This window comes from Streptomyces sp. NPDC028722 (genome assembly GCF_040637655.1).
Classification (GTDB): domain Bacteria; phylum Actinomycetota; class Actinomycetes; order Streptomycetales; family Streptomycetaceae; genus Streptomyces.
Genome location: NZ_JBEZWU010000014.1, coordinates 159,745 through 183,304, shown reverse-complemented (window position 1 = coordinate 183,304; position 23,560 = coordinate 159,745). Strand labels below are relative to the sequence as shown.

At 72.1% G+C, this 23,560-nt stretch carries 18 protein-coding genes and 1 pseudogene; 9 read left to right on the top strand and 10 right to left on the bottom strand.

Features of this window, described 5'->3' with window-relative positions:
* Positions 1–810 (top strand): ABC transporter permease, encoded by an 810-nt coding sequence (locus tag AB0F03_RS22345; protein ID WP_361994661.1) that lies wholly within the window; start codon positions 1–3, stop codon positions 808–810.
* Between the two features lie 208 nt (positions 811–1,018).
* Here AB0F03_RS22345 and AB0F03_RS22340 read toward each other — a convergent pair whose 3' ends face one another.
* The 3 genes from AB0F03_RS22340 to AB0F03_RS22330 form a co-directional block, all read right to left on the bottom strand.
* Positions 1,019–1,324 carry a CocE/NonD family hydrolase C-terminal non-catalytic domain-containing protein gene (locus AB0F03_RS22340; RefSeq protein WP_361994743.1) on the bottom strand — a complete coding sequence of 102 codons (306 nt, stop codon included), beginning with the start codon at positions 1,322–1,324 and terminating at the stop codon, positions 1,019–1,021.
* A gap of 34 nt (positions 1,325–1,358) precedes the next feature.
* Positions 1,359–1,628: a hypothetical protein gene (locus tag AB0F03_RS22335; protein WP_361994659.1), complete on the bottom strand. Its 270-nt coding sequence runs from the start codon at positions 1,626–1,628 to the stop codon at positions 1,359–1,361.
* Positions 1,629–2,314: 686 nt separating this feature from the next.
* Positions 2,315–3,166: a BlaI/MecI/CopY family transcriptional regulator gene (locus tag AB0F03_RS22330; protein WP_361994656.1), complete on the bottom strand. Its 852-nt coding sequence runs from the start codon at positions 3,164–3,166 to the stop codon at positions 2,315–2,317.
* Between the two features lie 286 nt (positions 3,167–3,452).
* Between AB0F03_RS22330 and AB0F03_RS22325 the strand changes: the two are divergent.
* Positions 3,453–4,587 (top strand): annotated as a pseudogene (locus tag AB0F03_RS22325) (IS701 family transposase).
* 281 nt (positions 4,588–4,868) lie between these two features.
* On the opposite strand, the gene AB0F03_RS22320 reads toward AB0F03_RS22325, so the two are convergent.
* Positions 4,869–5,159 carry a transposase gene (locus AB0F03_RS22320; RefSeq protein WP_361994740.1) on the bottom strand — a complete coding sequence of 97 codons (291 nt, stop codon included), beginning with the start codon at positions 5,157–5,159 and terminating at the stop codon, positions 4,869–4,871.
* A gap of 153 nt (positions 5,160–5,312) precedes the next feature.
* On the opposite strand from AB0F03_RS22320, the gene AB0F03_RS22315 reads away from it, so the two are divergent.
* Complete coding sequence (locus AB0F03_RS22315) at positions 5,313–6,389, top strand: cellulase family glycosylhydrolase (RefSeq protein WP_361994653.1); 1,077 nt, start codon at positions 5,313–5,315, stop codon at positions 6,387–6,389.
* 59 nt (positions 6,390–6,448) lie between these two features.
* Here the strand turns inward: AB0F03_RS22315 and AB0F03_RS22310 are convergent, their stop codons facing one another.
* Positions 6,449–7,189 carry an alpha/beta fold hydrolase gene (locus AB0F03_RS22310; RefSeq protein ID WP_361994650.1) on the bottom strand — a complete coding sequence of 247 codons (741 nt, stop codon included), beginning with the start codon at positions 7,187–7,189 and terminating at the stop codon, positions 6,449–6,451.
* Positions 7,190–7,400: 211 nt separating this feature from the next.
* On the opposite strand from AB0F03_RS22310, the gene AB0F03_RS22305 reads away from it, so the two are divergent.
* Positions 7,401–10,613, top strand: coding sequence for a BTAD domain-containing putative transcriptional regulator (locus AB0F03_RS22305; RefSeq protein WP_361994647.1), 3,213 nt, complete (start codon positions 7,401–7,403; stop codon positions 10,611–10,613).
* An 88-nt stretch (positions 10,614–10,701) separates the two neighbouring features.
* Complete coding sequence (locus AB0F03_RS22300) at positions 10,702–12,117, top strand: FAD-binding oxidoreductase (RefSeq protein ID WP_361994645.1); 1,416 nt, start codon at positions 10,702–10,704, stop codon at positions 12,115–12,117.
* Positions 12,118–12,179: 62 nt separating this feature from the next.
* Here AB0F03_RS22300 and AB0F03_RS22295 read toward each other — a convergent pair whose 3' ends face one another.
* The 4 genes from AB0F03_RS22295 to AB0F03_RS22280 form a co-directional block, all read right to left on the bottom strand.
* A complete protein-coding gene (locus tag AB0F03_RS22295) occupies positions 12,180–12,641 on the bottom strand; it encodes a DUF6098 family protein (protein ID WP_361994642.1) in 462 nt (153 codons plus the stop codon).
* 30 nt (positions 12,642–12,671) lie between these two features.
* On the bottom strand, positions 12,672–12,899 hold the full coding sequence (locus AB0F03_RS22290; protein ID WP_361994639.1) for a DUF5133 domain-containing protein: 228 nt from the start codon (positions 12,897–12,899) through the stop codon (positions 12,672–12,674).
* Positions 12,900–13,430: 531 nt separating this feature from the next.
* A complete protein-coding gene (locus AB0F03_RS22285; protein ID WP_356824710.1) occupies positions 13,431–13,601 on the bottom strand; it encodes a hydrophobic protein in 171 nt (56 codons plus the stop codon).
* A 126-nt stretch (positions 13,602–13,727) separates the two neighbouring features.
* Positions 13,728–15,938: a SpoIIE family protein phosphatase gene (locus AB0F03_RS22280; RefSeq protein ID WP_361994636.1), complete on the bottom strand. Its 2,211-nt coding sequence runs from the start codon at positions 15,936–15,938 to the stop codon at positions 13,728–13,730.
* 479 nt (positions 15,939–16,417) lie between these two features.
* On the opposite strand from AB0F03_RS22280, the gene AB0F03_RS22275 reads away from it, so the two are divergent.
* Positions 16,418–20,569 (top strand): SpoIIE family protein phosphatase, encoded by a 4,152-nt coding sequence (locus tag AB0F03_RS22275; protein ID WP_361994633.1) that lies wholly within the window; start codon positions 16,418–16,420, stop codon positions 20,567–20,569.
* Positions 20,569–20,886, top strand: coding sequence for an STAS domain-containing protein (locus tag AB0F03_RS22270; RefSeq protein WP_361994630.1), 318 nt, complete (start codon positions 20,569–20,571; stop codon positions 20,884–20,886). Before AB0F03_RS22275 ends, AB0F03_RS22270 begins: the two co-directional genes overlap by 1 nt.
* A gap of 69 nt (positions 20,887–20,955) precedes the next feature.
* On the opposite strand, the gene AB0F03_RS22265 is transcribed toward AB0F03_RS22270, so the two are convergent.
* Positions 20,956–21,279, bottom strand: coding sequence for an STAS domain-containing protein (locus tag AB0F03_RS22265; protein WP_361994627.1), 324 nt, complete (start codon positions 21,277–21,279; stop codon positions 20,956–20,958).
* A 639-nt stretch (positions 21,280–21,918) separates the two neighbouring features.
* Here AB0F03_RS22265 and AB0F03_RS22260 point away from each other — a divergent pair.
* Both AB0F03_RS22260 and AB0F03_RS22255 read left to right on the top strand, forming a co-directional pair.
* Positions 21,919–22,170, top strand: coding sequence for a hypothetical protein (locus tag AB0F03_RS22260; RefSeq protein ID WP_361994624.1), 252 nt, complete (start codon positions 21,919–21,921; stop codon positions 22,168–22,170).
* Positions 22,171–22,235: 65 nt separating this feature from the next.
* Positions 22,236–23,429: an acyl-CoA dehydrogenase family protein gene (locus tag AB0F03_RS22255; protein WP_361994621.1), complete on the top strand. Its 1,194-nt coding sequence runs from the start codon at positions 22,236–22,238 to the stop codon at positions 23,427–23,429.
* Positions 23,430–23,560: the final 131 nt, after the last annotated feature.

Sequence of the window (23,560 nt, the reverse complement as noted above, 5' to 3'; positions counted from 1 at the left end):
ATGACGCTCACCGCCCCCGCACCCCGGACCAGCCGGATCGCTGGCGCCCAGCGCGCCGCGGCGGTCTTCGGACGCAACGCGGCCGCCGCCCGCCACCCCTCCTACCTGTGGGTGCTGCTGTCGGGACTGTTCGAACCGGTCTTCTTCCTGCTCTCCATCGGCCTCGGCGTCGGCTCTCTGGTCGGCACCGTCCAAGACGGTGGCCAGTCGCTGCGCTACGCCGACTACGTGGCGCCAGCGATGCTCGCCGCCTCGGTCATGAACGGCGCCGTCTCGGAGTCCGTTTTCAACTTCTTCACCAAGCTGCGGATGATGCGGCTGCACGACGCGACGGCCTGCACACCGGTCAGCGCGGGGGAGATGGTGTTCGGCGAGGTGCTGTGGTCGGTGCTGCGCGGCATGGTGCACTCGGTGCCGTTCCTCTGCCTGACGTCCCTGCTCGGGCTGGTGGCCGCCGAGCGACTGCCCGGGTTGTTCCTGGCCACCGTACTGACCGGGGCGGCGTTCGGTGCGCTGGGCATCGCCGTCTCCACGTTCGTACGGGCCACCAGCGACTTCGACCGGGTCAACCTGGTCACCTACGCGATGTTCGTCTTCTCCGGCACCTTCGCACCGGTCTCCGGCTACCCCGGGCCGCTCGCCGCGGTCTGTCAGGCGATTCCGCTGTGGCAGGCCGTCACGCTGTGCCGTGAACTCGCCTTCGGCCGCCTCCGGCCCGAGACCGCTTTGCACGTCCTCTACCTGGCCGCCCTCGCCGTCGCTGCCTGGTCCCTCGCCGCCCGCCGCATGGAGGCCACCCTCCGCGTCTGACAGTGAGGATGGTCATGGCGCCTCTCGCCGGGGTCCGCCAGCAATGCTGGCGGACCCCGGCGAGAGGCATCATCCCAACCCGACTGGACGGAAAACAGAACGTCCCCAGTCCTGGGACCATCCCCGCGGGTGCTGGGATGGTCCCATCCCACCTCACGGGCCAGTTCCGCTGACGCCCTGCTCCCCACGCTTGCGAGGAGGCGCTGAGTCACGCTGTCTTCACGGGAAGTCGCAGGTACGACGCGCGTTCTCCTCCCGTGTGGACGATGTGCTGTCCCGCGTTGGCGGGGACGTACTCGAGGTTCCCAGGCTTCATCGTGCCCAGCAGCGATCGGCCGCTGATGACGAGGCGGAGCTGTTCGCCCGGGTAGAAGGTGGGCCCGACCGGGAGCAAGGTCGATCTCGACGTCGATGACCTCGCCGGGTGAGAGCTTCTCGACCCGGTCCCCGAGGTGTGGGCGGGCACGTCCTCGGTCGACAGTTCCTCGTCCAGGTGGCGCATCGAGACGCGCAGGCGTCCGCCCGTCCGGGTTGGCCCCCACAGTGGTTCAGCCGGCCGTCGTCTCGGCGCCGGCCTCTGTCGTCGCCAGGGTCCGTGAGCGGCCGTGGGGGTAGTACTTCGTCGAAGCGACGTCCGTCGGCGGGAACTGATCCGCCGGAACGTTCACCTGGTCACCACCTTCGAGGTTCAGGACGGAGTAGAGCACGCGTGGCGTCTGCTCCCACCCGTTGTCCTCGCGCTTGAAGAAGTGGTCGAAGAATTGCTCGACAGCGCGTCGGATGCTACGCGCCCGCCGACGCGGGCTGACGAACGACATCGACGAGGTCCAGCACAGTCTGCTCGGGGAGGGAACGCGGATCCCCGCCTCCCGGAGCGGGTCTACCGGCTGTTTTCGAGGGTGATCGCGCTCCAGCGGGCGATCGGACCGCTCCCGGACATGGTGCGGGGGGTGCTCCGGTGTGCTGGCCGGTACTGCACCGATGACCAGGTACAGACCAGTCTGCGCAGCCGGGCCACCCGATCCGGGCGAGGGAGCTCGAGGCGGCCGGTGTGGGGTGAACAGGATCATCGCCCACGACGGGAACTTTCTCACCTGAGCGCCCTGTCGGGCTCCGGGGCGTCTTCGAGTGGCGCCGCCGGCCCTGAGCGGCCCGGCGCGCGCGGCTCAGCCGTCAGCGGTGTGACGGCGGCCGGGGGTGAGGAGGTAGGCCATCGACTGCACCGCCGCCTGATGCCGGTGTCCTAGTACGGCAACGGTGCTTGGTCTGATGGTTGGACAGCTTTATGGGCTGTGACCGCGTCGTTTTTAGTGACTGATGCGGGCTTGGTGCTGCCGTCTTCGGCGCCAGGTCGACCAGTGCAGGATGTGGTCGACCTGGGCGGTGCGGCGGTGGGTGAGGCGGGTGCCCCTTCCCACTCCTGGCAGGAGTCGTGTTGCTGCGCGGGCACCTGCGGCGCCCGGCCCGCCGGGCCGTAGCGGGTGCCCGGGCGGGCCAGCGGACGTTAGACCTCCGCCGGAACCTTTTCGGTACCCGTCTCGGGAGCCTGCTCGGTTTCGCTGTCCGCGGTGGCGTCCGCAGCGGGTGCCGCATCCGCCTCGGCGGTGTACATCGAGCTTCCCTGCTGGCGCGTCTTCTCGGCGAGGTTCTTCCTGACGAGGGTCTCCAGGTTGTTGCGCACCGTCTGAACGGTCGTCTTCCGGCTGGGGTGGTCCTGCGCGAGCTGGTCGTGGACCTCACGGGCCACGCATGGCTGCCCGGGGGTCCTGAGGAGGATGTCCAGGACGAGCTGCCACAGCGGCGGTCCCGACTTCTCCTCGGCTGCAGTCTTCTTCGCCGGCACCTCCGGAGCGGTGGCCTCGGGTGCCGCAGCCTGCTCAGCGGCCGGCTTCTCCGCGGCGGCCTTCCTCGCGACGGTTTTCTTCGCCGTCTTCTTGGCCGCGGTTTTCTTCGCCGTGGCCGACTTCTTGCCGGCGACCTTCTTGGCGGACTGCTTGGGCTGCTCCGCCTTCGCCGTTCCATCCTGGCGCGGTTGCGGAACGGTCTGGGGCGCCTTGGCAACGGCCGCGGACGGCGCGGAAATGTCGGACTGCTCGGCCCTGTCCGCCGATGCCGTCTCGGCCACCGCAACGGCGGGCCCGGCCCCGGGCTCGCTCGGGACCGGGGTCAGGGGCAAACTGCCCTGTGCCTGGGCCAACCAGGTTGCCTCAGCCTTGAGTTGCTCCAGGCGCTCCTGGAGATCGGCGATCTGCGCGGTGATGACGCCCTGCTCCTTGCGGTTGGCCGCGAGGTCATCGGCGTACTGCTGCGCGTACTTGTTCTGGATGGGGGACTTCTTCTCGGGCTCGTCGGACACGACAGCACTCCTTGTACCTGGTTGTTGCTGCCGGATGCTACTCACTGCAAGAGGGCGACAGTTACTCTCCCGTACGATCGCCACCCTTGCGGTGGGTGTGGAGGCCGTACTCAAGGCCCGGCCTCCACACCCAGGGGGACGGGGGTGCCCGGCTGTCACGTCACCGGGGCAGTCGCACAGGCCGTGCGCCGTTCTCCCCGCGGGCCGCGATGTGGGCATCGCCAGCTGGCCCTGCTCTCCTCAAGCGCCGACTCCGCGGGTAATTGGTGGCGCGCCGAATAAGTGGTTGAACGAGGCGAGGCGGATCGCGATCTCGGTGTCGAGAGGGCCGGCGCCTTGGGAGTCGGCACTTGCTTATATCCGGGGCCTGATCGCTCCGCTGCAGCGGAAGAACGGCTGGACGCTGGCAGAGGAAGCCGGCCATGCGGGTCCGGACCGCATCCACCGCATGCTGAACCGAATCGAGTGGGACGCCGATGAGGTGCTCGATGACGTGCGCCAGTACGTGGTCGACAACCTCGGCGACCCCGACGCCGTCCTGGCCCTGGACGACACGGGCTTCTTGAAGAAGGGGACGCGGTCGGCCGGGGTGCAACGGCAGTACGGCAGTACTCCGGCATCGCCCGACGCACGGAGAACTGCCAGGTCGGCGTCTTCCTCGCCTATGCCACCGACCGTGGGCGGACGCTGATCGATTGGCGTCTGTATCTGCCCACTTCCTGGACCGACGACCGCGAAAGGTGCCGCCGGGCCGGCATCGACGACGAGGTCGCCTTCGAGACCAAGGTGGCCATGGCCAAAGCGATGGTCCGCCGCGCCATCACGGACAAGATCCCGTTTCGCTGGGTGACCGCGGATGCCGCCTACGGCTTCTCCAAAGGCTGGCGATCGGAACTGGAGCGGGCGCACGTCTTCCACGTCATGGCCACCACCCGCCACGACACCGTGGTCACCCGCTGGGCGATCGACCATCCCGTCCACGACCTCTTCCACGGCCTTGCCCGGCAGAAGTGGAAGCGCCGTTCCTGCGGCAGCGGGGCCCATGGCCTGCGCATCTACGACTGGGCCCGGGTCAAGGTGCGGCCCTGGCACCGGCCCGGCCGCCGCCACTGGGTCATCACCCGCCGCAGGAGATCTCCTACTACGTCGCCTACTGCCCCGCCCAGACCACGCTTGACCAGCTGGTCCGCATTGCGGGCAGCCGATGGGCCATCGAGGAATGCTTCCAGAGCGCGAAGCAGGAATGCGGCGTGGACGACTACCAGGTCCGCCGCTATCCCGGCTGGCACCGCCACATGACCCTCGCCATGGCCGCCCACGCCTGCCTGATCGTCCTGCGAGCCCGCCAGCTCGATGCCGGGAAAGCGGAAACGGATCCTCCCAACTCATCCACCTCAGCGTCGCGGAGATACGACGGCTGATCACCCGCCTCACCAACCGCCGACCCACACCCGTCGAGCACATCCTGCACTGGTCGACCTGGCGCCGACGACGACAACACCAAGCCCGCACCAGCCACTACAAACGACGCGGACACAGCCCCTGAACTGGCCATCAGTCACACCAAGCACTGTTGCAGTACTAGGGTCCGTCTTCAAACGGATCTTGCCCGGAGCAGGAGTGACGCGAGTGTGACCGCTGCTTCGTATTCTGTCCAGCGGAGCTTGTGCGCGGATGCTCTCGTGACGCCGGCCTGGTGTGATCAGGAGGGCGAGAGGGCGCCCCTTGCCGTCGCAGGCGAGGTGGACCTTGGTTGCTGCAGGGCCCGGGTGAACACGCCGTCCGGGGCGTAGCGACGGAAGCGGGTGTAGACCGTCTGCCACGGTCCGTAGCGTTCCGGCAGGTCACGCCAGGAGATCCCGGTGCGGATCTTGTAGACCATTCCGTTGATGACCTGCCGGTCTGCCACCCGGGGCCGGCCTGTCGCGGCCCGGGGTATTACCGGAGCGAGCAACTCCCACTCTTGAGCGGTGACTTCACGGCGGCGTATCACCCCACCATGATCCACGACCCGATGATCTTTGAAGACGGACCCTAGGCGTGACCCATCACCGTGCCCGTCGTCCGCCCCGAAGCCCGGCGCGCCCGCACGCCGGCACGCCTGCCGGCAGATCCATGTCCCGCCCCGCGTCTGAGAGAGACCGTCATGCGCATACGCGTCCGCACGTCCCGCACCACCCGCCGGTTCCGAGCCCTGCTGGCGGCGACCGCCCTCGTCGTGAGCGGCGGAACCCTGGCGGTCTCCGCACCGGCGTCCGCCTCCGGGCACCCCGCGCTGGATTCCAGCCGGTTCCGGGGCGTCAACTGGGCCGACCCGCGCGACAACTACGCCGACGACCCGGTGGTGCCCTCCGGACTGAGCACGTCCGACAGTTACGCCACCGTCAAGGCCAAGGCCACCGCGATCCTCACCGGCTTCCGGACCAACCTCGGCGCCGACACCGTCCGGCTGCCCGTCAACCCGCACTCGGTGGGCACCGGTTGGTGGAACGCGTACAGCGGCGCCGTCGACGCCGCCACCGGCATGGGCTTCAAGGTCGTCCTCGGCTACTGGGAGGGCCCTTCCCACAAGGACGGCAAGGTCGACGACGTCTCCGCCTGGAAGTCCATGTGGAACACCGTCACCGCGAAGTACGGCAGCAACCGCCTGGTCTACTTCGAGCCGATGAACGAGCCGTTCGGTTACAGCGCCTCGGCGTGGGCCGACACCGCCGCGGGCTGGCTCGGCGACCACCCCGGAGTCCCCCGCGACCGGGTGTTCGTCAGCGGCACGGGCTACAACGACAACGTCACCTCGGTCTGCGCCGACTCCCGCCTCGACGGCACCTACCTGTCCCTGCACCACTACGGTTTCTGGGGCACCCACACCTACGACGAGTGGGTCGAGGACCTCAGGAGCCGCATCGGCGGCTGCGCCGGGCGGACCGTCCTCGACGAGTTCGGCGCCCCGATGACCACCGGACTCCGTTACGACGACGCCGCCGGCACCGACAACTTCGTGCGCTATCTGCGTGCCGACACGGACACCCTCCGGTCCCTGGGCATGGGGTCCGTCTACTGGCCCGGTCTGCGCAACGGTGACACGTACAGCATGGAGGCGCTGCACGGCTCCGGGACCAGCCTGTCCCTGACCACGAACAACTCCAGCGGTGCCGACCGGCTGCGTCACGGCTGGTCCCTCACCTCCGCCGGCGGCGCCGACCGGCCAAGGGCCCGCGGCTGACCCGGCGGCGGGGCCGCACGGGGAGCGCTCCCGTGCGGCCCCGCCGCGGCCGGCCGGGGTCAGGACGCGACGAAGCGCGCTATCTGCCCCAGTACGGCCGTGTCGGTGAGGTATCCGATGTGGGTCTGGCAGGGCACGTTGTTGTTCGTGGCACCGTCCAGCCGGGTGCTGGTGTACGGCAGGATGATGCCGTCGCACGCCGAGTACCAGGTGGCGTACCGGGTGGTTCCCGGCGTCTCGTCGCCCGCGGAGATCTGGGAGATGAACGAGGAGCCCGGGTACATCTGCTGACAGGTCGTGTAGATCAGGCAGGCACCGGCGGACGTGGTCCCGTGGTTGGCGCCGGCGATCGAGGCGAGGTGGCTGACGCTGGTGTTGCCGCCCAGCACCTTCAGGTAGTACTGGCTGACGAGGCCGCCCATCGAGTGGTTGACGATCGCGACCTTGCTCGCGCCGGTGCGTGCCTTGACGTTGTCGACGAAGGCGGCGAGACCCCGGGCGTTGGTGACGTTGTCGCCGTAGGAGTCGTACTCGAAGGCGAAGAGGTTCGAGCCGGACCAGCCGTTGAGCCGGAAGACGCTCATGGCGGTCGTCCAGTTGGACGCGTTGCCGGTGTACCCGTGGACGAAGACGACCGGTGTGGCGGCCGACAGCGGACGCGCGGCCACGCCGGCGGGCCGGGCGGCGGCCGTGGTGGCGGTGCCGGCGGCGCCGGCCGGGGATGCCGGGGAGAACAGGGTGAACGCGACCGTGGTGGTCGCGAGAACGCCGAGAAGCCGGCGCGGGGAGCGGCGACGCATGGGGTCCTCCTGATGAGGATGTGGGGATGCGGGTGCCTGTCCCGACCAGAGTCGTGAGGCCGGGCGCGGTGGCCATCGGCGAAATCACCAGTCATCGCGGGCCGCCGGGACCGGCCAGGCAGGCGGCGTGGTCACCCCCGGGCCGGCGCGGGGGTGATCCCGGGCCGCGGCGCCGGGCCGGGCCGGGCGTAGTCTGCTGGGTGAGGCAGCCATGGCCGGTGACGTGCGCATCCGACTTCTGGGCGGTTTCGCCGTGGCGGTCGGGGACCGCCCGGTCGCCGCCGGGGCATGGCGGCTGCGCAAGGCGCGGAGTCTGCTCAAGGTGCTGTCCCTGGCGCCGGGGCACCGGATGCACCGGGAGCGTCTCTACGACCTGCTGTGGCCGGACCTCGAGCGCCGGGCGGCCGCGAACAACCTGCACCAGGTGCTGTACGCCGCGCGGCGCGCGCTGACCGGCACGGGGGCGGCAGGCGATGTCGTCGTACTCCGTGACGACGTGGTGCTGCTCGGCCCCGACGGCGGTGTGCGCGTCGACGTCGACGAGTTCGAGGAGGCGGCCCGGCGGGCCTCCCGTGACGGCGCCGCCGCGCCGCTCGGGGCCGCGCTCGCCCTGGCCGAGCCCGGACTGCTGCCCGAGGACCGCTACGAGCCGTGGGCACGGGAGGCCGCCGACGCCCTCATGGTGCGGTGTGCGGCGATCCGGTGGGGGCTCGCCGAGGCGCTCACGCGCGAGGACCGTACGGCCGAGGCGATCGAGGTGCTGCGGACGCTGCTCGGCGCGGACCCGCTGCATGAACCCGGCTCCCGGGCGCTGATGACGGCCCTGGCCGCCACCGGACGGCGCCGGGAGGCACTCGCCGTATACGAGGGACTGCGGGACGCGCTGCGCCGCGACGGCGGCGCCGATCCGGATCCGCGGACGCGCCGCCTCTACCGCACGCTGCTGGCCGGCTCCGTCCAGCAGCGGGAGGAGGAACGACCCGTACCGCGGCACAATCTGCCGGCGCAGGCGGGCGCCCTCATCGGTCGGCAGCGCGAGACGGCCGAGGTCGAGGCACTGCTCGGGCGGTCCAGGCTGCTGACCCTCACCGGCACCGGCGGCTGCGGCAAGACCCGGCTGGCGCTGGCGGTGGCCGCCCGGCGGACCGGCGCGTTCCAGGACGGGGTGTGGTTCGTGGACCTGGCCGCGCTGACGGAACCGCATCTCGTCCCCGACGCGGTCGCCGCCGTCCTCGGCCTACAGCTTCCCGCGTCCGGGCCGGCGCAGGACGCCCTGGTCTCCCAGCTGGGCGGGCGGGAGCTGCTGCTGGTGCTGGACAACTGCGAACACCTGGTCGAGGCGTGTGCCGCGGTGGTCTCGCAGATCTTGGCCCGCTGTCCGGGGGTCACCGTGCTCGCGACCAGCAGGGAGCTGCTGCGCAGCTACGGGGAACGGACCTTCCGCGTGCCGTCGCTGAGCCTGCCGGACCCGGGCCGGCTGCCGTCCCTGGCGGAACTGGGCCGGTTCGCGTCCGTGCGGCTGTTCGTGGAGCGGGCCGGCGAGGCCTGCCCGGGCTTCGCGCTGACGGCGGCCAACGCGGCGGCCGTCGCCCAGATCTGTTTCCGGCTCGACGGGATACCCCTGGCTCTGGAACTGGCCGCGGCCCGGGTGCGGGTGCTGGCCCCCGGCCAGATCGTCGAACGGCTCGACGACGCCGTGTCGCTGCTCGGCCGGGGCAGCCGGCGCGCCGTGACCCGGCAGGAGACCCTGCTGGCGGCCCTGGAGTGGAGCTACCGGCTGCTCGACGGGGACGAGCGGTGTCTGCTGCGCCGGCTCGCGGTCTTCACGGGAGGTTTCTCGCTGGCCGCGGCACAGGAGGTGGGTGCCGAGGGTGAGGGCCGCGAACGGGTGCTGGACCTGCTGGGCAGGCTGGTCGACAAGTCGCTGGTGGGGGTGGAGCCGCGGCAGGACGAGGTGCGCTACCGGCTGCTGGAGACGGTCAGGCAGTACGCGGCCGGGCAGCTGCGCGCGGCCGGTGAACTGGCGGCCACCGAGGCCCGGCACCGGCGTTTCTACCTGGCGCTCGCCGAGCGGCGGGACCGCGAGCCGGCCACCGGGCTGTCCGGGGCGACCTCGCTGGAGCTGGAGGCCGACTACGGCAATCTGCGGGCCGCCCTGTCGTCGTTGCTGCGTAGTGATCCGCGGGCCGCGCTGCGTCTGGCGGTCGCGCTGTGGCTGTTCTGGTCCGAGCGCGGGCGGCTCGCCGAGGGGCGGCGCTGGCTGGACGCCGCGCTGGCCGCCGCGCCGGGGCCGAGCCCGCAGCGCGCGCGGGCGTTGATGGGGCAGGGAGTGCTCGCGGTCCGGCTCGGCGACGGGTCTCCCCTGGCGGACATCGGTGCGCGGATCGTCCGTGACCACGAGCGGCGGTCGGCTCCGGAGCTGGCGTACGCCCACTACCAGCAGGCCGTACTGCTGTGGATGCGCGGGGCGTGGGAGCCTGCCCGTGAGGCGCTGGACCGGGCGTGCGAGCTGGCCCGTGCCGTGGATGAGCCCTCGGTCCTCGCCGCCACCGCGCACACCGAGGGGGTGTGGGCCGTGTGCCGGGGCGACGGGGCGGCAGCCCGCGCGGCCTGCGAGAGGGGTCTGCGGCTGCTGGCGGAGGTACGGGCGGACACCGGCCCGTTCCTGGTGGTCATGACACCCGGCTATGTGAGCGAGGAGGACGCGGCCGGGCAGGTCTCGCTGTACTTCGAGGAGACGGTCCTCGCGGGCCGGGCGGTGGGCGCGGCCCGGGCACGCGGGTACGTCCTGGCCGATCTGGCCTGGGCGGCCCGGCTGGAGGGTGACGCCTGCGCCGCCGTGGCGGCGGCCGAGCGGAGCGCCGACTGCTTCCGCGCACTCGCCGACCCGTACGGGCGGTCCCTGGCCCTCAACGCCCTGGGCAACATCTGCCGGAGCCGGGGCGATCACGCCGCCGCCCAGGAGCATCTCGACGCGGCTCTGGCGATCAGGCGCACGCTCGGCGACCGCCGGGAGGAGGACATCACCCTGGGCTGTCTCGGCCTGCTGCGCCTGGCCCGCGGTGACACCGAGGGCGCACGGGCGTCCATCGCCGGTGCCCTCGCGCACTTCGAGGAGACCGACGACATCCCGGGCATCACCAACAGCCTGCTGCACCTCGGCCTGGTGGCCCGGGCCGCCGGGGAGACGTCCCGGGCGCGCGCCCTGCTCACCCGTGCCCTGCGGCTGGAGCACACAGCCGGCTCGCCGTGCGCCGCGGGCTGGGTCGCCCTGATGCTGGCCCGGCTGGCGTGGCAGGCCGGCGACCGGGACGCGGCCCGGGCGTCGGCCGACAGCGCCCGGGTGCTCTTCGCCCGCCTGGGTGACCTGCGGGGCACGGCCGTCCTCGGGCGGACCGCGCCCTGGGCGCGCGGCGGCCGCTGAGTGGCTGCTGAGAGCTGTTGAGTGGCTGCTGAGCGGCGGCGCCTAGTGTCCGGAATGTCCAAGCAGGCACACACGCACGGAGGCCATCATGCCGGTCGACACGACGAAGGGCGTCCTGGGTGACGCCACCCTGGGCGAGCTGGAGGCGGGGCTGCGCGGTACGGTCGTCCGTCCCGGCGACGCCTCCTACGACGAGGCCCGCACGATCTGGAACGCGGCCCACGACAAGCACCCGGCTCTGGTCGTGCGCTGCGCCGGGACCGCGGACGTGCTGCGCGCGGTGGAGTTCGCGCGCAGTCAGGACCTGCTCGTCGCGGTGCGCGGCGGAGCGCACAGCATCGCCGGGTTCTCGACCTGTGACGGTGGCATCGTCATCGACCTGTCGGGGATGCGGGGTGCCGTGGTCGATCCGGCGCGGCGCCGGGCCGTCGCCCAGGCCGGGATGACCTGGGGGGACCTCGACCACGAGACGCAGGCCTTCGGCCTGGCCGTGACCGGCGGCCTGATCTCCTCCACCGGAATCGCCGGGTTCACCCTCGGCGGCGGGGTGGGCTGGCTGCTGCGCCGCCACGGGCTTGCCTCCGACAACCTGACGGCGGCCGAGGTGGTCACCGCCGACGGCCGGGTGGTGCGGGCCGACGAGCGGGAGCACCCCGAGCTGTTCTGGGCCCTGCGGGGCGGCGGCGGCAACTTCGGGGTCGTCACCTCGCTCGAGTACGCGCTGCACCCCGTCGGCCCGCAGGTCCTGGCCGGTCTGATCGTCTACCCGCTCGATGAGGCCAGGCAGGTCGTCACCCGCTGGCGCGAGCTGATCGCGGACATGCCCGACGAGCTGACGACCGTGATCAACCTGACGACGGCCCCTCCGGTGCCGTTCCTGCCCGTCGAGGTCCACGGCACCCGGGTCGTCGTGCTGGCCGCCATGTACGCGGGCGCCCCGGCTGCCGGTGAGACGGCCGTCGCCGCGTTGCGCACCCTGGGCACACCGATCGCCGACGTCCTGGGCCCCATGCCGTACACGGGCATGCAGTCGCTGCTGGACCCGCTGTGGGCGGCCGGCGCGCACAACTACTTCACGTCGGCGTTCATCGAGCCCACCGACGCGGCCGTCGACGCGCTGCTGCGCCGGCATCTGGCCACCCCGACGCCGTTCAGCGAGCTGCATCTGCACCAGCTGGGCGGCGTCTTCGCCCGTGTCCCCGCCGGGGCCACGGCCTTCAGCCAGCGGCAGGCGAGCGTGCTGTGCAACGTCGTCGCGCGCTCTCCGGAGGCGGCGGGCTTCGAGGATCACGTCGCGTGGGCCCGCGGCGCCCGGGAGGAGATCGCCGGGCACGGCGGTGGCAGCATGTACGTCAACTTCACGGGCGACGCCGGTGAGGACAAGGTGCGCGCCTCCTACCCCGCGGAGGTCCACGAACGGCTGGTGCGGGTCAAGGACGCCTACGATCCGACGAACCTGTTCCGGCTGAACCAGAACATCCGGCCCTCGGCGGCGGCAGGCTGACCTGGCCGGACGGGGCGGCCCGGGAGCCCGGGCCGCTCCCGCCCACGGCGCGCGCGGTGGTCTCAGACCGTGCCGTCCGCCCCGTCGCGGTCGAGCGTGCCCCAACGGCCGGGCTGCGCGGTGATGATGCGGCAGGCCTCCGTGATGACGGGCTCGGCGATCCACCCGAGGGGTTCGACGTCCGTGACCAGGGGCTCGTTGTCCGGGCCGCGGGCCGCTTCGGAGCCGTGCAGGACCCAGGGCCGGGTGCGGGCGTCCTTGACGCGGGGAAGGTGGCAGTAGTCGTACAGCCGGCGGGCGACCCAGACGGTCGGGGGCCGGCCGCCCCACCAGTCCTCGATGTCCAGACAGCTGGCGGACAGACCCGGCAGTCTGATGCCGGTCAGGTCGTCCTTGCTGCTCATGCGCGGCAGGTCGCGTTCCGGGCCGCGGGACCAGCGGACGTAGAGGCCGCGGCGGCCGGTGACGAGCCGGGTCAGCTCATCGAGGCTGGTGAGGGTGGGGAGTTCGGCAGTCGTACTCATGGCGCCGGCGGGTGCGGGTGTGACGGACGGTCAGGCGGTGAGGAGCGAGTCGTCCTCGGTGCGGGCGCCGGGCAGCCGGTGGCGGGCGGCGACGAGGGCGGTGTCGATGTCACGGGTGCCGGTCGACACGCACAGCGTGTAGGCGACGTCGTCCATCCGCCGACGCACCTCGGGGCTGCCCTCTTCGGCGTGCAGGATCCGCAGCGTCTCGTACTGTTCGATCAGGTTGGTCAGTACCGCGGGGTGGGCCATGAGCATCGAGGGTCTCCTGAGCGCCGTCATTCACGTGGTGTCTACATCGATCCGTGTTCCCGGAGTTGCGACCGCCACTCCCCCACAATTCCGTCCCGGCGCCCCGGAGTCGGGGTCCGGGCAAAAAAAGAGGGAGTCGGTAACAGCTCGCACGCTGGGACGAGCCGGACTCCTCGGGAAGGCCGCAGCCCCACCCGATCGACGGCGCCCTGTCCGCGCTGTACCGGGAGACGCTGTACGACGGCCCGGACGCCTCCGCACCGGTATGAGGGCGTCCTCCGCACCGGCATGAGGGCGCGCCGGCCCCCGCAGTAATAGGAGGTGCAGGTTCCACTGCGGATTCTGCGGAGACCGGCGCTCTGCTCGCATACCCCCGTATGCGCCCGATACGCCCGATCTCTCCCCGCCCTCCGTCACCACCCCGCCCGGCACCGGCGGGATAACCGCAGTACGAGTGGGGCCCGGCCGTTTCCGGCCGGGCCCCACTCGCTCCACACACACCCCACGCGGTACGTCCGCGCGCCGGTAGGCCGGCGGCTACCAGCGGTACCAGCGGCCCTTGCGGCCACCGCCGTCCGCGGAGCGGACCACGAAGCCCAGCAGCCACACGATCAGGACGATCACCGCGATCCACCACAGCGCCTTCAGCGCGAAGCCCGCACCGAAGAGGATCAGAGCCAGAAGAAGAACCAGAAGCAGGGGAACCATTGTTATCAACCTCCTGGCCACCTAGTGCCCTTACTTCACCCCTACAAGCCCGCAAACCGCGCGTTTCTTTCCTTCGGTCCGGGGCACACGGGGAGATTCGCGCCTCCCGTGACCGCCCTCCGGATCTCAGCCGGCCGGCGTTGGTCCCACGGCGGTGATGACGAGCGCCGCCTGGTCGTCCTCCACCTCTCTGCCGCCCACGAACGCGCGCACGTCCTCGGCCAGGGTCCGGACGATGTCGGCCGCGGCCGGCCGGTGCGGAACGGCGGCCAGGGCCTTGGCCAGGCGGGTCTCGCCGTACTGCGCGGTACCCGTGGCCCGGCATTCGGTGATGCCGTCGGTGTAGAGCAGCAGGCTCTCGCCGGGCCGCAGGGTGAGACGACGGGCCGTGAGCCTGGGCGGGATGCCGATGCCGAGGAGCCCGCCCGGCGCCTCGACGCCGCTCACCACGTGGTCGGCGTCCAACAGCAGCGGAGGGGTGTGCCCGGCGCGGACGAGCTGGATGGCGAGGCCGTCGGCGCCCGGTGTCAGATGCCCGTGGACGAGGGTCACGAAGCCGTTGTTCTGGTGGGCGAAGCGGTCGTTCAGGGCCTTGTCGACGGCCTTGACGACGTCGACGGGGTCCTCGAGCAACCCCGCGACGGCGCGGGCGGTGTGGCGCACCAGGGCGGTCGTGGTGGCGGCGAGGGCCCCGCGCCCGCAGACGTCGCCCAGGACGAACGCCCAGCTGCCGTCGCCGCGGGGGAAGACGTCGTAGAAGTCGCCGCCGATGTCCAGTCCCTCGCCGGCCGGGTGGTAGAAGGCGGCGAGCTGGGCGCCGGGGATGTCCGGCAGGTCGGGCAGCAGCAGGCCGGACTGGAGGTCGCGGACGAGTGCGGCACGTTGCGCGTACTGGCGGGCGTTGCGGGCGGCGGAGGCGGCCCGGCGGGCGAGTTCCTCCGCCAGGGTGACCCGGTGGCCGTCGAAGGAATGCCCCCGGGTGAACAGCAGGGTGAAGGCGCCGAAGGGACGCCCCCGGTCCAGGAGGGGCACGCAGACGTAGCCGGTGACACCGAGGGCGCTCCAGGGGCCGGGGCTGCTGGGGGCCCGGCGTGACACCTCTGCCGTGCCGGAGGCGAGCACGCGGGCGACGGCGTCGTCCTCGGCGTCGTGGACCGGTGTGTGGGAGAGGAGCAGATCGCGTGCGCCCGCGTCGGCGGCGGCGGCCGCGACCCGCCGTACGCGCCCGGCCTCGACCACGTCGACCGCGGCCAGGGGCGCGAGGGCCGGGGTGGACAGGGAGGCCAGCCGTTGCAGGGTCTGCGTCTCGTCCAGCCGGCCCGCCAGGGCGGTGCCGGCGGCCAGCAGGAAGGCGAGGTCGTCGCGGGCGGCCTTCTCCCGCGCGTCCGCGGCCCGCCGGGCCTGTTCGGCCTGGTGGCGTTCGATGGCCAGGGCGGCGGTGTGGGCGAAGACACGGGCCAGGGCGAGGTCGGTGTCCTGCGGGGCTCTCGGGGTGCGCAGGTACATGGCGAAGGTACCCAGCAGCCGGCCGTCGCGGGCGAGGATCGGCGTCGACCAGCAGGCGGCCAGTCCCGCCCGGCGGGCCAGACCGCGGAAGTCGTCCCACAGAGGGTCGGTGGCTATGTCGCTGACGATCACGTGCCGGCGCCGGTGGGCGGCGGTGCCGCAGGAGCCGACTCCCTCGCCGGTGGCGATGCCGTCGATGGCCCGGTTGTAGAAGCCGGGCAGGCTCGGGGCCGCCCCGTGGCGCAGGTGACGGCCGTCCGCGTCGGCCAGCAGTACCGAGACGAGCACCTCGGGGGACAGTTCCTCGATCGTGCGCCACATGCCGTCCAGGACCTCCGGCAGCGGCGCCTGGCGGGCGATCTGCTCGAGCAGCGCGCGCTGCTCGGCGGCGAGTCTTCGCGCCTGTCTGACCTGGGTGGTCTCCACGCCGATCATCCGCACGCCGATGACGTTGCCGGCGGCGTCGCGGCGCGCCTCGTAGGTGAAGTCGAAGTAGGCCTCGCGGGCGTCCGGGCCGATGGTGACGCGGGCGCCGCGGCCGACATGACGTTCCCCCGACCGGTGGACCCGGTCCAGCAGTTCGATGAATCCCTGGGCGGTCAGCTCCGGCATGAGGTCCGCCAGGGCCACACCGGTGCGTTCCCGCTGGCCGCCGCCGATCGCCGCGAAGAAGGCCGGGTTCGCCGCCTCCAGCACATGGGCGGGGCCGGCCATGGAGGCGAACAGCGCGGTCGACGTGCCGAACAGCACCGACAGGTCCTCGTCCGTCCCGCCCACCGCGCCGAGGTCGCGCGCTCCGTACGCCGTCCGCCGATCACGGTCAGCCGTCATCCCGCCCCCTCGTCAGCGTCGGCTCCGGAGCCCGGACGGCCGTCTTCGCGCGCGGCATCGGTCGATGCCTCACCCAGTGTCATATGCGCCCGATGCCCCGATCCACGCGTGCCGGGGGCGGCACCGGCTGGTACGCGGTCCCACCGGTGCCGGGTTCGCCGCCCGCCCCGCCCCCCCTCTCGGCGGACCGGTGCCGACCCGTCGAGGAGCCGATGCCAAGGAAGTACCGTACGGGAGGCGGACGCGCACGGCCACCGGGGTGACCTGCGTCGACGGCCGCGGCGACCGCCGCTCACGCGGACCGGACCAGCGGTGTCCCGGAACGTGGGAGAGTCGGGGGGCAGCCCCCGGGAACCGGGCCGTCCGGGCAGGTGCACGGGGCGCCGGCCGGGGCACGAGGGGGTGGCGGGCCCGGTCGTGCACGACGTACGAATGATCACACCACGATCTGGCGGGTACCGGAAGTGAGGGAGCGGCGGATGGCTGGACGGGACGACACGGAGCGGGGGCCCTCGGCCCGTGCCGGCGTCTTCTCCGCCGACGAGGTCATCGGCGCTGACCTGGCCGCCGTGGACTGGGCCGCCACGCCTCTGGGGCCCCCGGAGGAATGGCCGCAGAGCCTGCGGACGGCCGTGAGCATCCTGCTGTCGTCCCGCTTCTCGATGTGGATGGCGTGGGGGCCCGAGCTGACGTTCTTCTGCAACGACGCCTACCGCCGCGCCACGCTCGGCCACAAGTACCCCTGGGCCCTCGGCCGCCCGGCCCCCGAGGTGTGGGCCGAGGTCTGGGACGACCTCGACCCGCGTGTCCGCTCCGTGATGACCACGGGCGAGGCCACCTGGGACGAGGCGCTGATGCTGTTCCTGGAACGGTCGGGATACCCGGAGGAGACATATCACACGTTCTCCTACAGCCCGCTGCGGGACGACTGCGGCGCCGTGGTGGGCATGCTGTGCGTGGTCAGCGAGGAGACCACACGGGTCGTCGGTGAGCGGCGCATGACCACGCTGCGTGACCTCGGCTCCGATCCGAGCGTGGTGCGCACCGAGCAGGAGATGCTGGAGTTCGTCGCCCGCCAGCTCGCCCGCAATCCGCGGGATCTGCCGTTCACCTGCACCTACCTCTTCCAGGACGACGGTTCGGCGCGGCTGGCGGCCGCCACGGGGATCGAGGAGGGCCATCCGGCCGCACCCGTGGTCCTGCCGAGCGGTGACCCCAAGGCCGTCTGGCCGGCGGGGCGGCCGGCCGACGGGCAGTCCGTGCGGGTGCCGCTGAGCGGCCCGCCGTACGACCGCCTGCCGTCCGGCGCCTGGCCCCAGCCGCCGGCGCAGGCCCTGGTGGTGCCCCTGCTGAGACAGGGCGAACCGCCGTACGGATTCCTGGTGGCGGGGCTCAACCGGTTCCGGCCGCTGGACGACACCTACCAGGGCTTCGTCGAGCTGGTCGCGGGCCACGTCGCGGCCGGTATCGGCAGCGCGCGCGGGTACGAGGCGCAGCAGCGCCGGGCCGAGGAACTGGCCGAGCTGGACCGGGCGAAGACGGCGTTCTTCTCCAACATCAGCCACGAGTTCCGCACCCCGCTGACCCTGATCATGGGGCCGGTCGACGAACTGCTCACCGGGCGGAACCACGACCCCGGACTGGGCGAGCGGCTGGAGGTCGTCCGCCGCAACGGGCTGCGCCTGGGCAAGCTCGTCAACGCGCTGCTGGACTTCTCCCGCATCGAGGCCGGCCGGATGCAGGCGACGTACGAGCCGGTGGACCTGGCAGCCGCCACGGCGGACCTGGCCAGTGTCTTCCGCTCCGCCATCGACAAGGCGGGGCTGGCCTTCGAGGTGGACTGCCCGCCCATGGACCAGCCGGTGTACGTCGACCGCGGCATGTGGGAGAAGGTGATACTCAACCTGCTGAGCAACGCGCTGAAGTTCACCTTCGAGGGCACCATCCGGGTCACCGTGCGCACGGAGGACGGCGGGGCCCGGGTCACCGTCTCCGACACCGGCATAGGGGTGTCCGCCGAGGAGATGCCCAGGCTGTTCGAACGGTTCCACCGGATCGAGAACGCGCGCGCCCGGTCCCACGAGGGCAGCGGTATCGGCCTGGCCCTCGTCAGGGAACTGGTCGGCCTGAACGGCGGGACGATCACCGCGGACAGCACCGAGGGTCAGGGCACCGCCTTCACCGTCCGGCTGCCGTTCGGTACGGCGCACCTGCCCGCCGGCAGCGTGGCCCCGGCGGACGGCGGGGCCACGGTGTCCGCGGCCGCCGACCCGTACGTGCAGGAGGCGCTGCGCTGGCTGCCGGGCGCCCCCTCCTCCGGGGCGGCCCAGGCCCTGGCGGCGGCATCGGAGAGCGCCCCCGGCCACCGCGCGGCCGGACGTGTCGTGGTCGCCGACGACAACGCCGACATGCGGGAGTACCTGGCACGCCTGCTGTCGGGCGCCGGGTACCGGATCACGGCCGTCACCGACGGGATGAGCGCGCTGGACGCCGTGCGGGCCGATCCGCCCGACCTCGTGGTCAGCGACGTGATGATGCCGGGCCTGGACGGGCTGGCCCTGGTGGCGGCGCTGCGGACCGACCCGCGGACCGCTTCGGTGCCGGTGCTGCTGCTGTCGGCCCGCGCCGGGCAGGAGGCCTCCATCGAAGGCCTGCAAGCGGGTGCCGACGACTATCTCGTCAAGCCGTTCGCCGCCGCCGAGCTGCTGGCCCGGGTCCGCGCGAACGTGGAACTGGCGCGGCTGCGCACGCATCACCTGCGGTGGCGCAACGCCCTGATCGACTCCCTCCAGGAGGCCTTCTTCGTCTGTGACGAGGAGGGCACCGTCATCGAGACCAACGCGGCGTTCACCGACATGCTCGGCTACCCTCCCGAGGGCCTGCCCTACCGACCCGTGCATCCCTGGTGGCCCGACCCCGACACGGACCCCGACGGGTACCGGCAGGCCGAGGCCGCCTTCGGGCGGCTGACGGGCAGCAGCGCACGCAGGACGAACGCCCTGCCCATGCGGCACCGTGACGGGCATCAGCTGTGGGTGAGCGCGACGTTCAACCAGGCCGAGGACCCCGACACCGGACGCCGGATGACCGTGGGCACGTTCCGGGACGTGACCGCGGAGCACTACGCCATCCAGCGGGAGACCGCTCTGGCGGCCCTGAGCACGCGGCTCTCACAGGCCACCAGCCTGTCCGACGCGCTCACGGGCGCCCTGCACGAGCTGAAGCAGCTGTGGCGGGCCCGGACCGTCCTGGCCGGCATCTTCGGCCGGCACGGTGAACCGGCCGTGACCGGTACCGACCCGTCCCTGTCCTGGCCGTCCCTGTCCGCCGGGCGCAGAAGTTTCCTGGAGCGGCTGCGGCAGCAGCCCACGCTCACCCCGGTCACCGCCCCGGGCGGGGCCGGGATCCTCCTCGAACACCCGCACGGCCCGCTGACGCTCTGGGTCGACCTGGGCGAACGCCGGCCCTTCACCGGCGAGGACCAGCTGCTGCTGACCCTGCTGGCCGGGCATCTCGCCCAGGGGCTGGTCCGTGTCCACCAGATCGACCAGCAGCGCGAGACGGCCATCGCCCTCCAGCGGGCCATCCTCGGACCGGCGCTGCTCCCCGACGGCTTCGCCGTGCGCTACGAACCCGCGACCCGGCCGCTCGAGGTCGGCGGCGACTGGTACGACACGGTGCCCCTGCCCGACGGCCGCATCGGCATCGTCGTCGGCGACTGCGTCGGTCACGGTCTGACTGCGGCCAGCGTCATGGGGCAGATGCGCAGCGCGTGCCGTGCCCTGCTGCTCCAGGAGCCGAGCCCCGCGCGGACGCTGATGGCGCTGGACCAGTTCGCCGCCGGTATCCCGGGCGCCCTGTGCACCACCGTCTTCTGCGGTGTGCTGGAACCGGCGACCGGACGGCTGGTCTACTCGAGCGCGGGACATCCGCCCGGGGTCCTCGCCCACCCGGACGGCACCGTCCAGCTGCTGGAGGAGGGCCGTGCACTGCCCTTGGCGGTCCGCCCCGGCCGGGCGCGTCCGGAGGGGGTCCGGACGATGCCGGGCCGTTCCACCCTGCTGCTGTACACCGACGGACTCGTGGAGCGGCGGCGCCGTTCCCTGGCCGCCGGCATCGAGCAAGCCGGCCAGGCCGTCCAGGAGGGCAGGGACACGGCGGTGGAGGAACTGGCCACGCAGATCATGAAGCGCCTGGAACCGGACGGCGGATACGAGGACGACGTGGCGCTGCTGCTCTACCGTCATCCCGCGCCGCTCCAGGTGACGTTCCCCGCCGAGTCCGCGCGGCTCGCCTCGGTGCGCCAGGCCCTGCGCGACTGGCTCGACCAGTGCGGACTGCCCCGGCACACCGTCCAGAACATCATGGTCGCGGCGGGTGAGGCGTGCGCCAACGCGATCGAACACGGGCACCGGGACGGCCCCGGGGGGACCATCCGGCTGAGCGGGCTGGCCCACACGCACGACCTGCTGCTCACCGTCACCGACACCGGCCGGTGGAAGGTTCCGCAGCCCGAGCTGAACCCGCACCGCGGACGCGGACTGAAACTGATGCGGGCGCTGATGCAGCAGGTCACCGTCACACCCGGCCCGAACGGCACCGTCGTCGAGATGCAGACGAGGATCACCTGATGACCATCCCGCTCACGCTGACCCGGGCGCGGCGCGCCGACGGCACGTCCGTGCTGACGGTGGTCGGCGAGATCGACCAGAGCAACGCCGGCACGCTGGCCGCGGCCCTCGACGGGATCGGCGGACCTGTCGTCGTGGATCTGGCCGGGGTGGAATACCTCGACAGCGCGGGCCTGAACGTGCTGTTCGCCCACAGCACCCGGCTGGAACTGATCGCGCCGTCCCTGCTGGCCCCGCTGCTCAGTATCTCGGGCCTGACCGAGCTGGTCCCGGTGCACGCGGCGAAGGACTGCGCGCCGGACGCTCCCCCGCCGTGACCACGGCCGGCGTGCGGGCGCGGTGCTCACGCGAGGGGGCGCGCGTCAGTCGGAGGAACGGTGCGGACGTCAGAGCGACGGGGTCTTCCCAGGTGTGAGGGTCATGACGGAGTCGAGCCCGAGAATGGTGAACATACGGAGCAGGCCGTCATCGAGTCCGGTGACGCTGAGGGAGCCACCCAGGGTGTCCAGCCGCTGGTACCAGCCCACCAGGGCGCTGACACCGGTGGAGTCCATGTGCTGCGTGCGTGAGGCGTCGAGAACCAGGTGACGGCACCCGGCGTCGATCAGGCCGTCGACCGCCGTCCGGAGCGAGGATGTCGTGTACAGATCCACGTCCTCGGGCAGTTCCGCCCTCGTCCGGTCGCCCTGACTCCCGGTGATGTGCAGCAACGTCCCACCTCCCCGTCCCGTGCGGTGCCCGCTGTCGGGTACCCAGGCTACCCGGCGGACACCCGGCCGACTTCCGCACCGCACGCCCCGGACGGCCCGGGGCCCCGGGAGCGCGCCTCCGTCGGCCGCCCCGGCGACCTGGGCCCGCTGCCTCGCGCGCGTGCCGACCGATCCGTGCCGTGGACGCCCGCGGCGGTCGCGGAGCCGTACGGGATCGTTCCGCTTCGTTCCACTGGGTTCCGGCGCCTCACGGCCGGGCCGCACGTACAGCCCGGCCGGGCGCAGGCCGAGCCCGCCACCCCGGGCGGCGAACACCTCCTCGAACACCGGGGCGCCCGTCACCGAGCCCGGTGGTGATCGCTCCTGTCAGCGTCGACACGCACAGCAGGGCGATCAGCCCCAGCAGCATCCAGCGGCCGCGGTGCTCGCGACACGCCTCGCCGACGGCCTGTTCATCCTTTCCGGAGCGGCCTCGCGGCCCGGTGGCCGGCGGGCCGCGCGCCCGCGACGACCGGAAAGTCCCCTTCCGTCCGCCGATTTGGCGCGGTACGGACTTCAAGGGCCGGTTCCGCGTGTGGTGAAGTCGTCAAGTGTGGGTACCGGCAGGACGACGCGACGCGACTTCCCGGAGGGGTGACGATGGGTTCGGTAAGTCAGCTACGGCAGTTGAGGGCCGTGTACGCAGGTGGTGTGGCGGCCTGGTCCTTCTGTCTGCTGTGGGAGATGGTCCGGGACGACGGGTCGGCGCGGCAGACGGTGGTGCTGCTCGGGCTGCTCGCCGTCTTCCTCGTCGCGCTGCTGTGGTCGACCTGGCGCCTCTGGGAGGCCGGGCCGCGCCGCTCCGGGAGCCGGGCGGAGGTCCTGTTGACCACGCGGGCCGACCAGGTCTGACGGCGCGCGGGCGGCGTTCCCGCCGGCCCGGGCATCGCCCGTCGCAACCGTGGAAGAAGGGCCCCATGACTTCACTCACGGAACAGCAGAACGCCGCCGACTTCTACGACTTCGAGACCGCCCTGACGGAGGAGGAACGCGAAGTCCTCCTCCGCACAAGGGCGTTCATGCGGGACGAGGTCCGGCCGCTGGTGGCCGAGCACTGGGCCGAGGGCACCTTCCCCGAGGAGCTGATCGGCCGTTTCCGTGCGAGCGGGCTGGCCGGGCTGGCCTACGAGGGGTACGGCGATCACGGTCCCGCCGCCAGCCATCTGCTGACCGGGATGATGGCGATGGAGATGAGCCGCGTCGACGCCTCGGTCGCCACCTTCTTCGGCGTCCACAACGGACTGGCCATGTACGCCATCCACCTGGGCGGTGACCGGGCCCAGCGTGAGCGCTGGCTGCCGGGCATGGCCAGGATGGACACCATCGGGGCGTTCGCGCTCACGGAGCCCCTCGACGGTTCCGACATCGCGGCCGGTATGCGCACCACCGCCCGGCGCGAGGGTGACACCTGGGTGCTCAACGGTGCCAAACGCTGGATAGGCAACGCCACGTTCGCCGACCACGTCGTCGTCTGGGCCCGGGACGTCGCCGACGACCAGGTCAAGGGGTTCGTCGTCGACAAGGGCACGGAGGGCTTCACGGCGGAGAAGATCGCCCACAAGGCGTCGTTGCGCATCGTCGAGAACGCGGACATCACCCTCACCGACGTCCGGGTGGCGGAGGCCGACCGGTTGCAGAACGTGTCCTCCTTCCGGGAGGTCGCCGAGATCCTGCGGGCCACGCGCAGCGGGGTCGCCTGGCAGGCGCTCGGCGTCATGATCGGCGCGTACGAACTGGCCCTGCGCTACGCCACGGAGAGGCAGCAGTTCGGCCGGCCCCTCGCGGGCTTCCAGCTCGTGCAGGACCTGCTGGTGAAGAGCCTGGGGAACATCACGTCCAGCTGGGGGATGCTGTTGCAGCTCGCCCGGTTGCAGGACGCCGGGGTTTTCCGGGACGAACACTCGGCACTGGCCAAAGCGCATGTCACCGGCCGTATGCGCGAGGTGGTGGCCTGGGCGCGGGAGATCTTCGGGGGCAACGGCATCGTCCTGGACTACGACGTCGCGCGCTTCTTCGCGGACGCGGAGGCCATCTACTCCTTCGAAGGCACCCGGGAGATGAACACGCTGATCGTCGGCAAGGCGATCACCGGGGAGAGCGCCTTCGTCTGACCGGCGCACGTACGGGATCCCGACTTCCGCCAGCAGGACGGCGGTTGCGCGCCGGACGCGGTCCGTTCCCGGAGAGCGGGAATGTCTGCGACAGCAACCGCTGGCACCGGCGCCTGCGCGCGATGACGCCG

Excerpts from the sequence above, each read along its gene's own strand:
- AB0F03_RS22345 (WP_361994661.1), top strand. The coding sequence starts at position 1 with ATGACGCTCACCGCCCCCGCACCCCGGACCAGCCGGATCGCTGGCGCC.
- AB0F03_RS22335 (WP_361994659.1), bottom strand. The coding sequence starts at position 1,628 with ATGTCGTTCGTCAGCCCGCGTCGGCGGGCGCGTAGCATCCGACGCGCT.
- AB0F03_RS22315 (WP_361994653.1), top strand. The coding sequence starts at position 5,313 with ATGCGCATACGCGTCCGCACGTCCCGCACCACCCGCCGGTTCCGAGCC.
- AB0F03_RS22310 (WP_361994650.1), bottom strand. The coding sequence starts at position 7,189 with ATGCGTCGCCGCTCCCCGCGCCGGCTTCTCGGCGTTCTCGCGACCACC.
- AB0F03_RS22305 (WP_361994647.1), top strand. The coding sequence starts at position 7,401 with ATGGCCGGTGACGTGCGCATCCGACTTCTGGGCGGTTTCGCCGTGGCG.
- AB0F03_RS22300 (WP_361994645.1), top strand. The coding sequence starts at position 10,702 with ATGCCGGTCGACACGACGAAGGGCGTCCTGGGTGACGCCACCCTGGGC.
- AB0F03_RS22295 (WP_361994642.1), bottom strand. The coding sequence starts at position 12,641 with ATGAGTACGACTGCCGAACTCCCCACCCTCACCAGCCTCGATGAGCTG.
- AB0F03_RS22290 (WP_361994639.1), bottom strand. The coding sequence starts at position 12,899 with ATGCTCATGGCCCACCCCGCGGTACTGACCAACCTGATCGAACAGTAC.
- AB0F03_RS22285 (WP_356824710.1), bottom strand. The coding sequence starts at position 13,601 with ATGGTTCCCCTGCTTCTGGTTCTTCTTCTGGCTCTGATCCTCTTCGGT.
- AB0F03_RS22280 (WP_361994636.1), bottom strand. The coding sequence starts at position 15,938 with ATGACGGCTGACCGTGATCGGCGGACGGCGTACGGAGCGCGCGACCTC.
- AB0F03_RS22275 (WP_361994633.1), top strand. The coding sequence starts at position 16,418 with ATGGCTGGACGGGACGACACGGAGCGGGGGCCCTCGGCCCGTGCCGGC.
- AB0F03_RS22270 (WP_361994630.1), top strand. The coding sequence starts at position 20,569 with ATGACCATCCCGCTCACGCTGACCCGGGCGCGGCGCGCCGACGGCACG.
- AB0F03_RS22260 (WP_361994624.1), top strand. The coding sequence starts at position 21,919 with ATGGGTTCGGTAAGTCAGCTACGGCAGTTGAGGGCCGTGTACGCAGGT.
- AB0F03_RS22255 (WP_361994621.1), top strand. The coding sequence starts at position 22,236 with ATGACTTCACTCACGGAACAGCAGAACGCCGCCGACTTCTACGACTTC.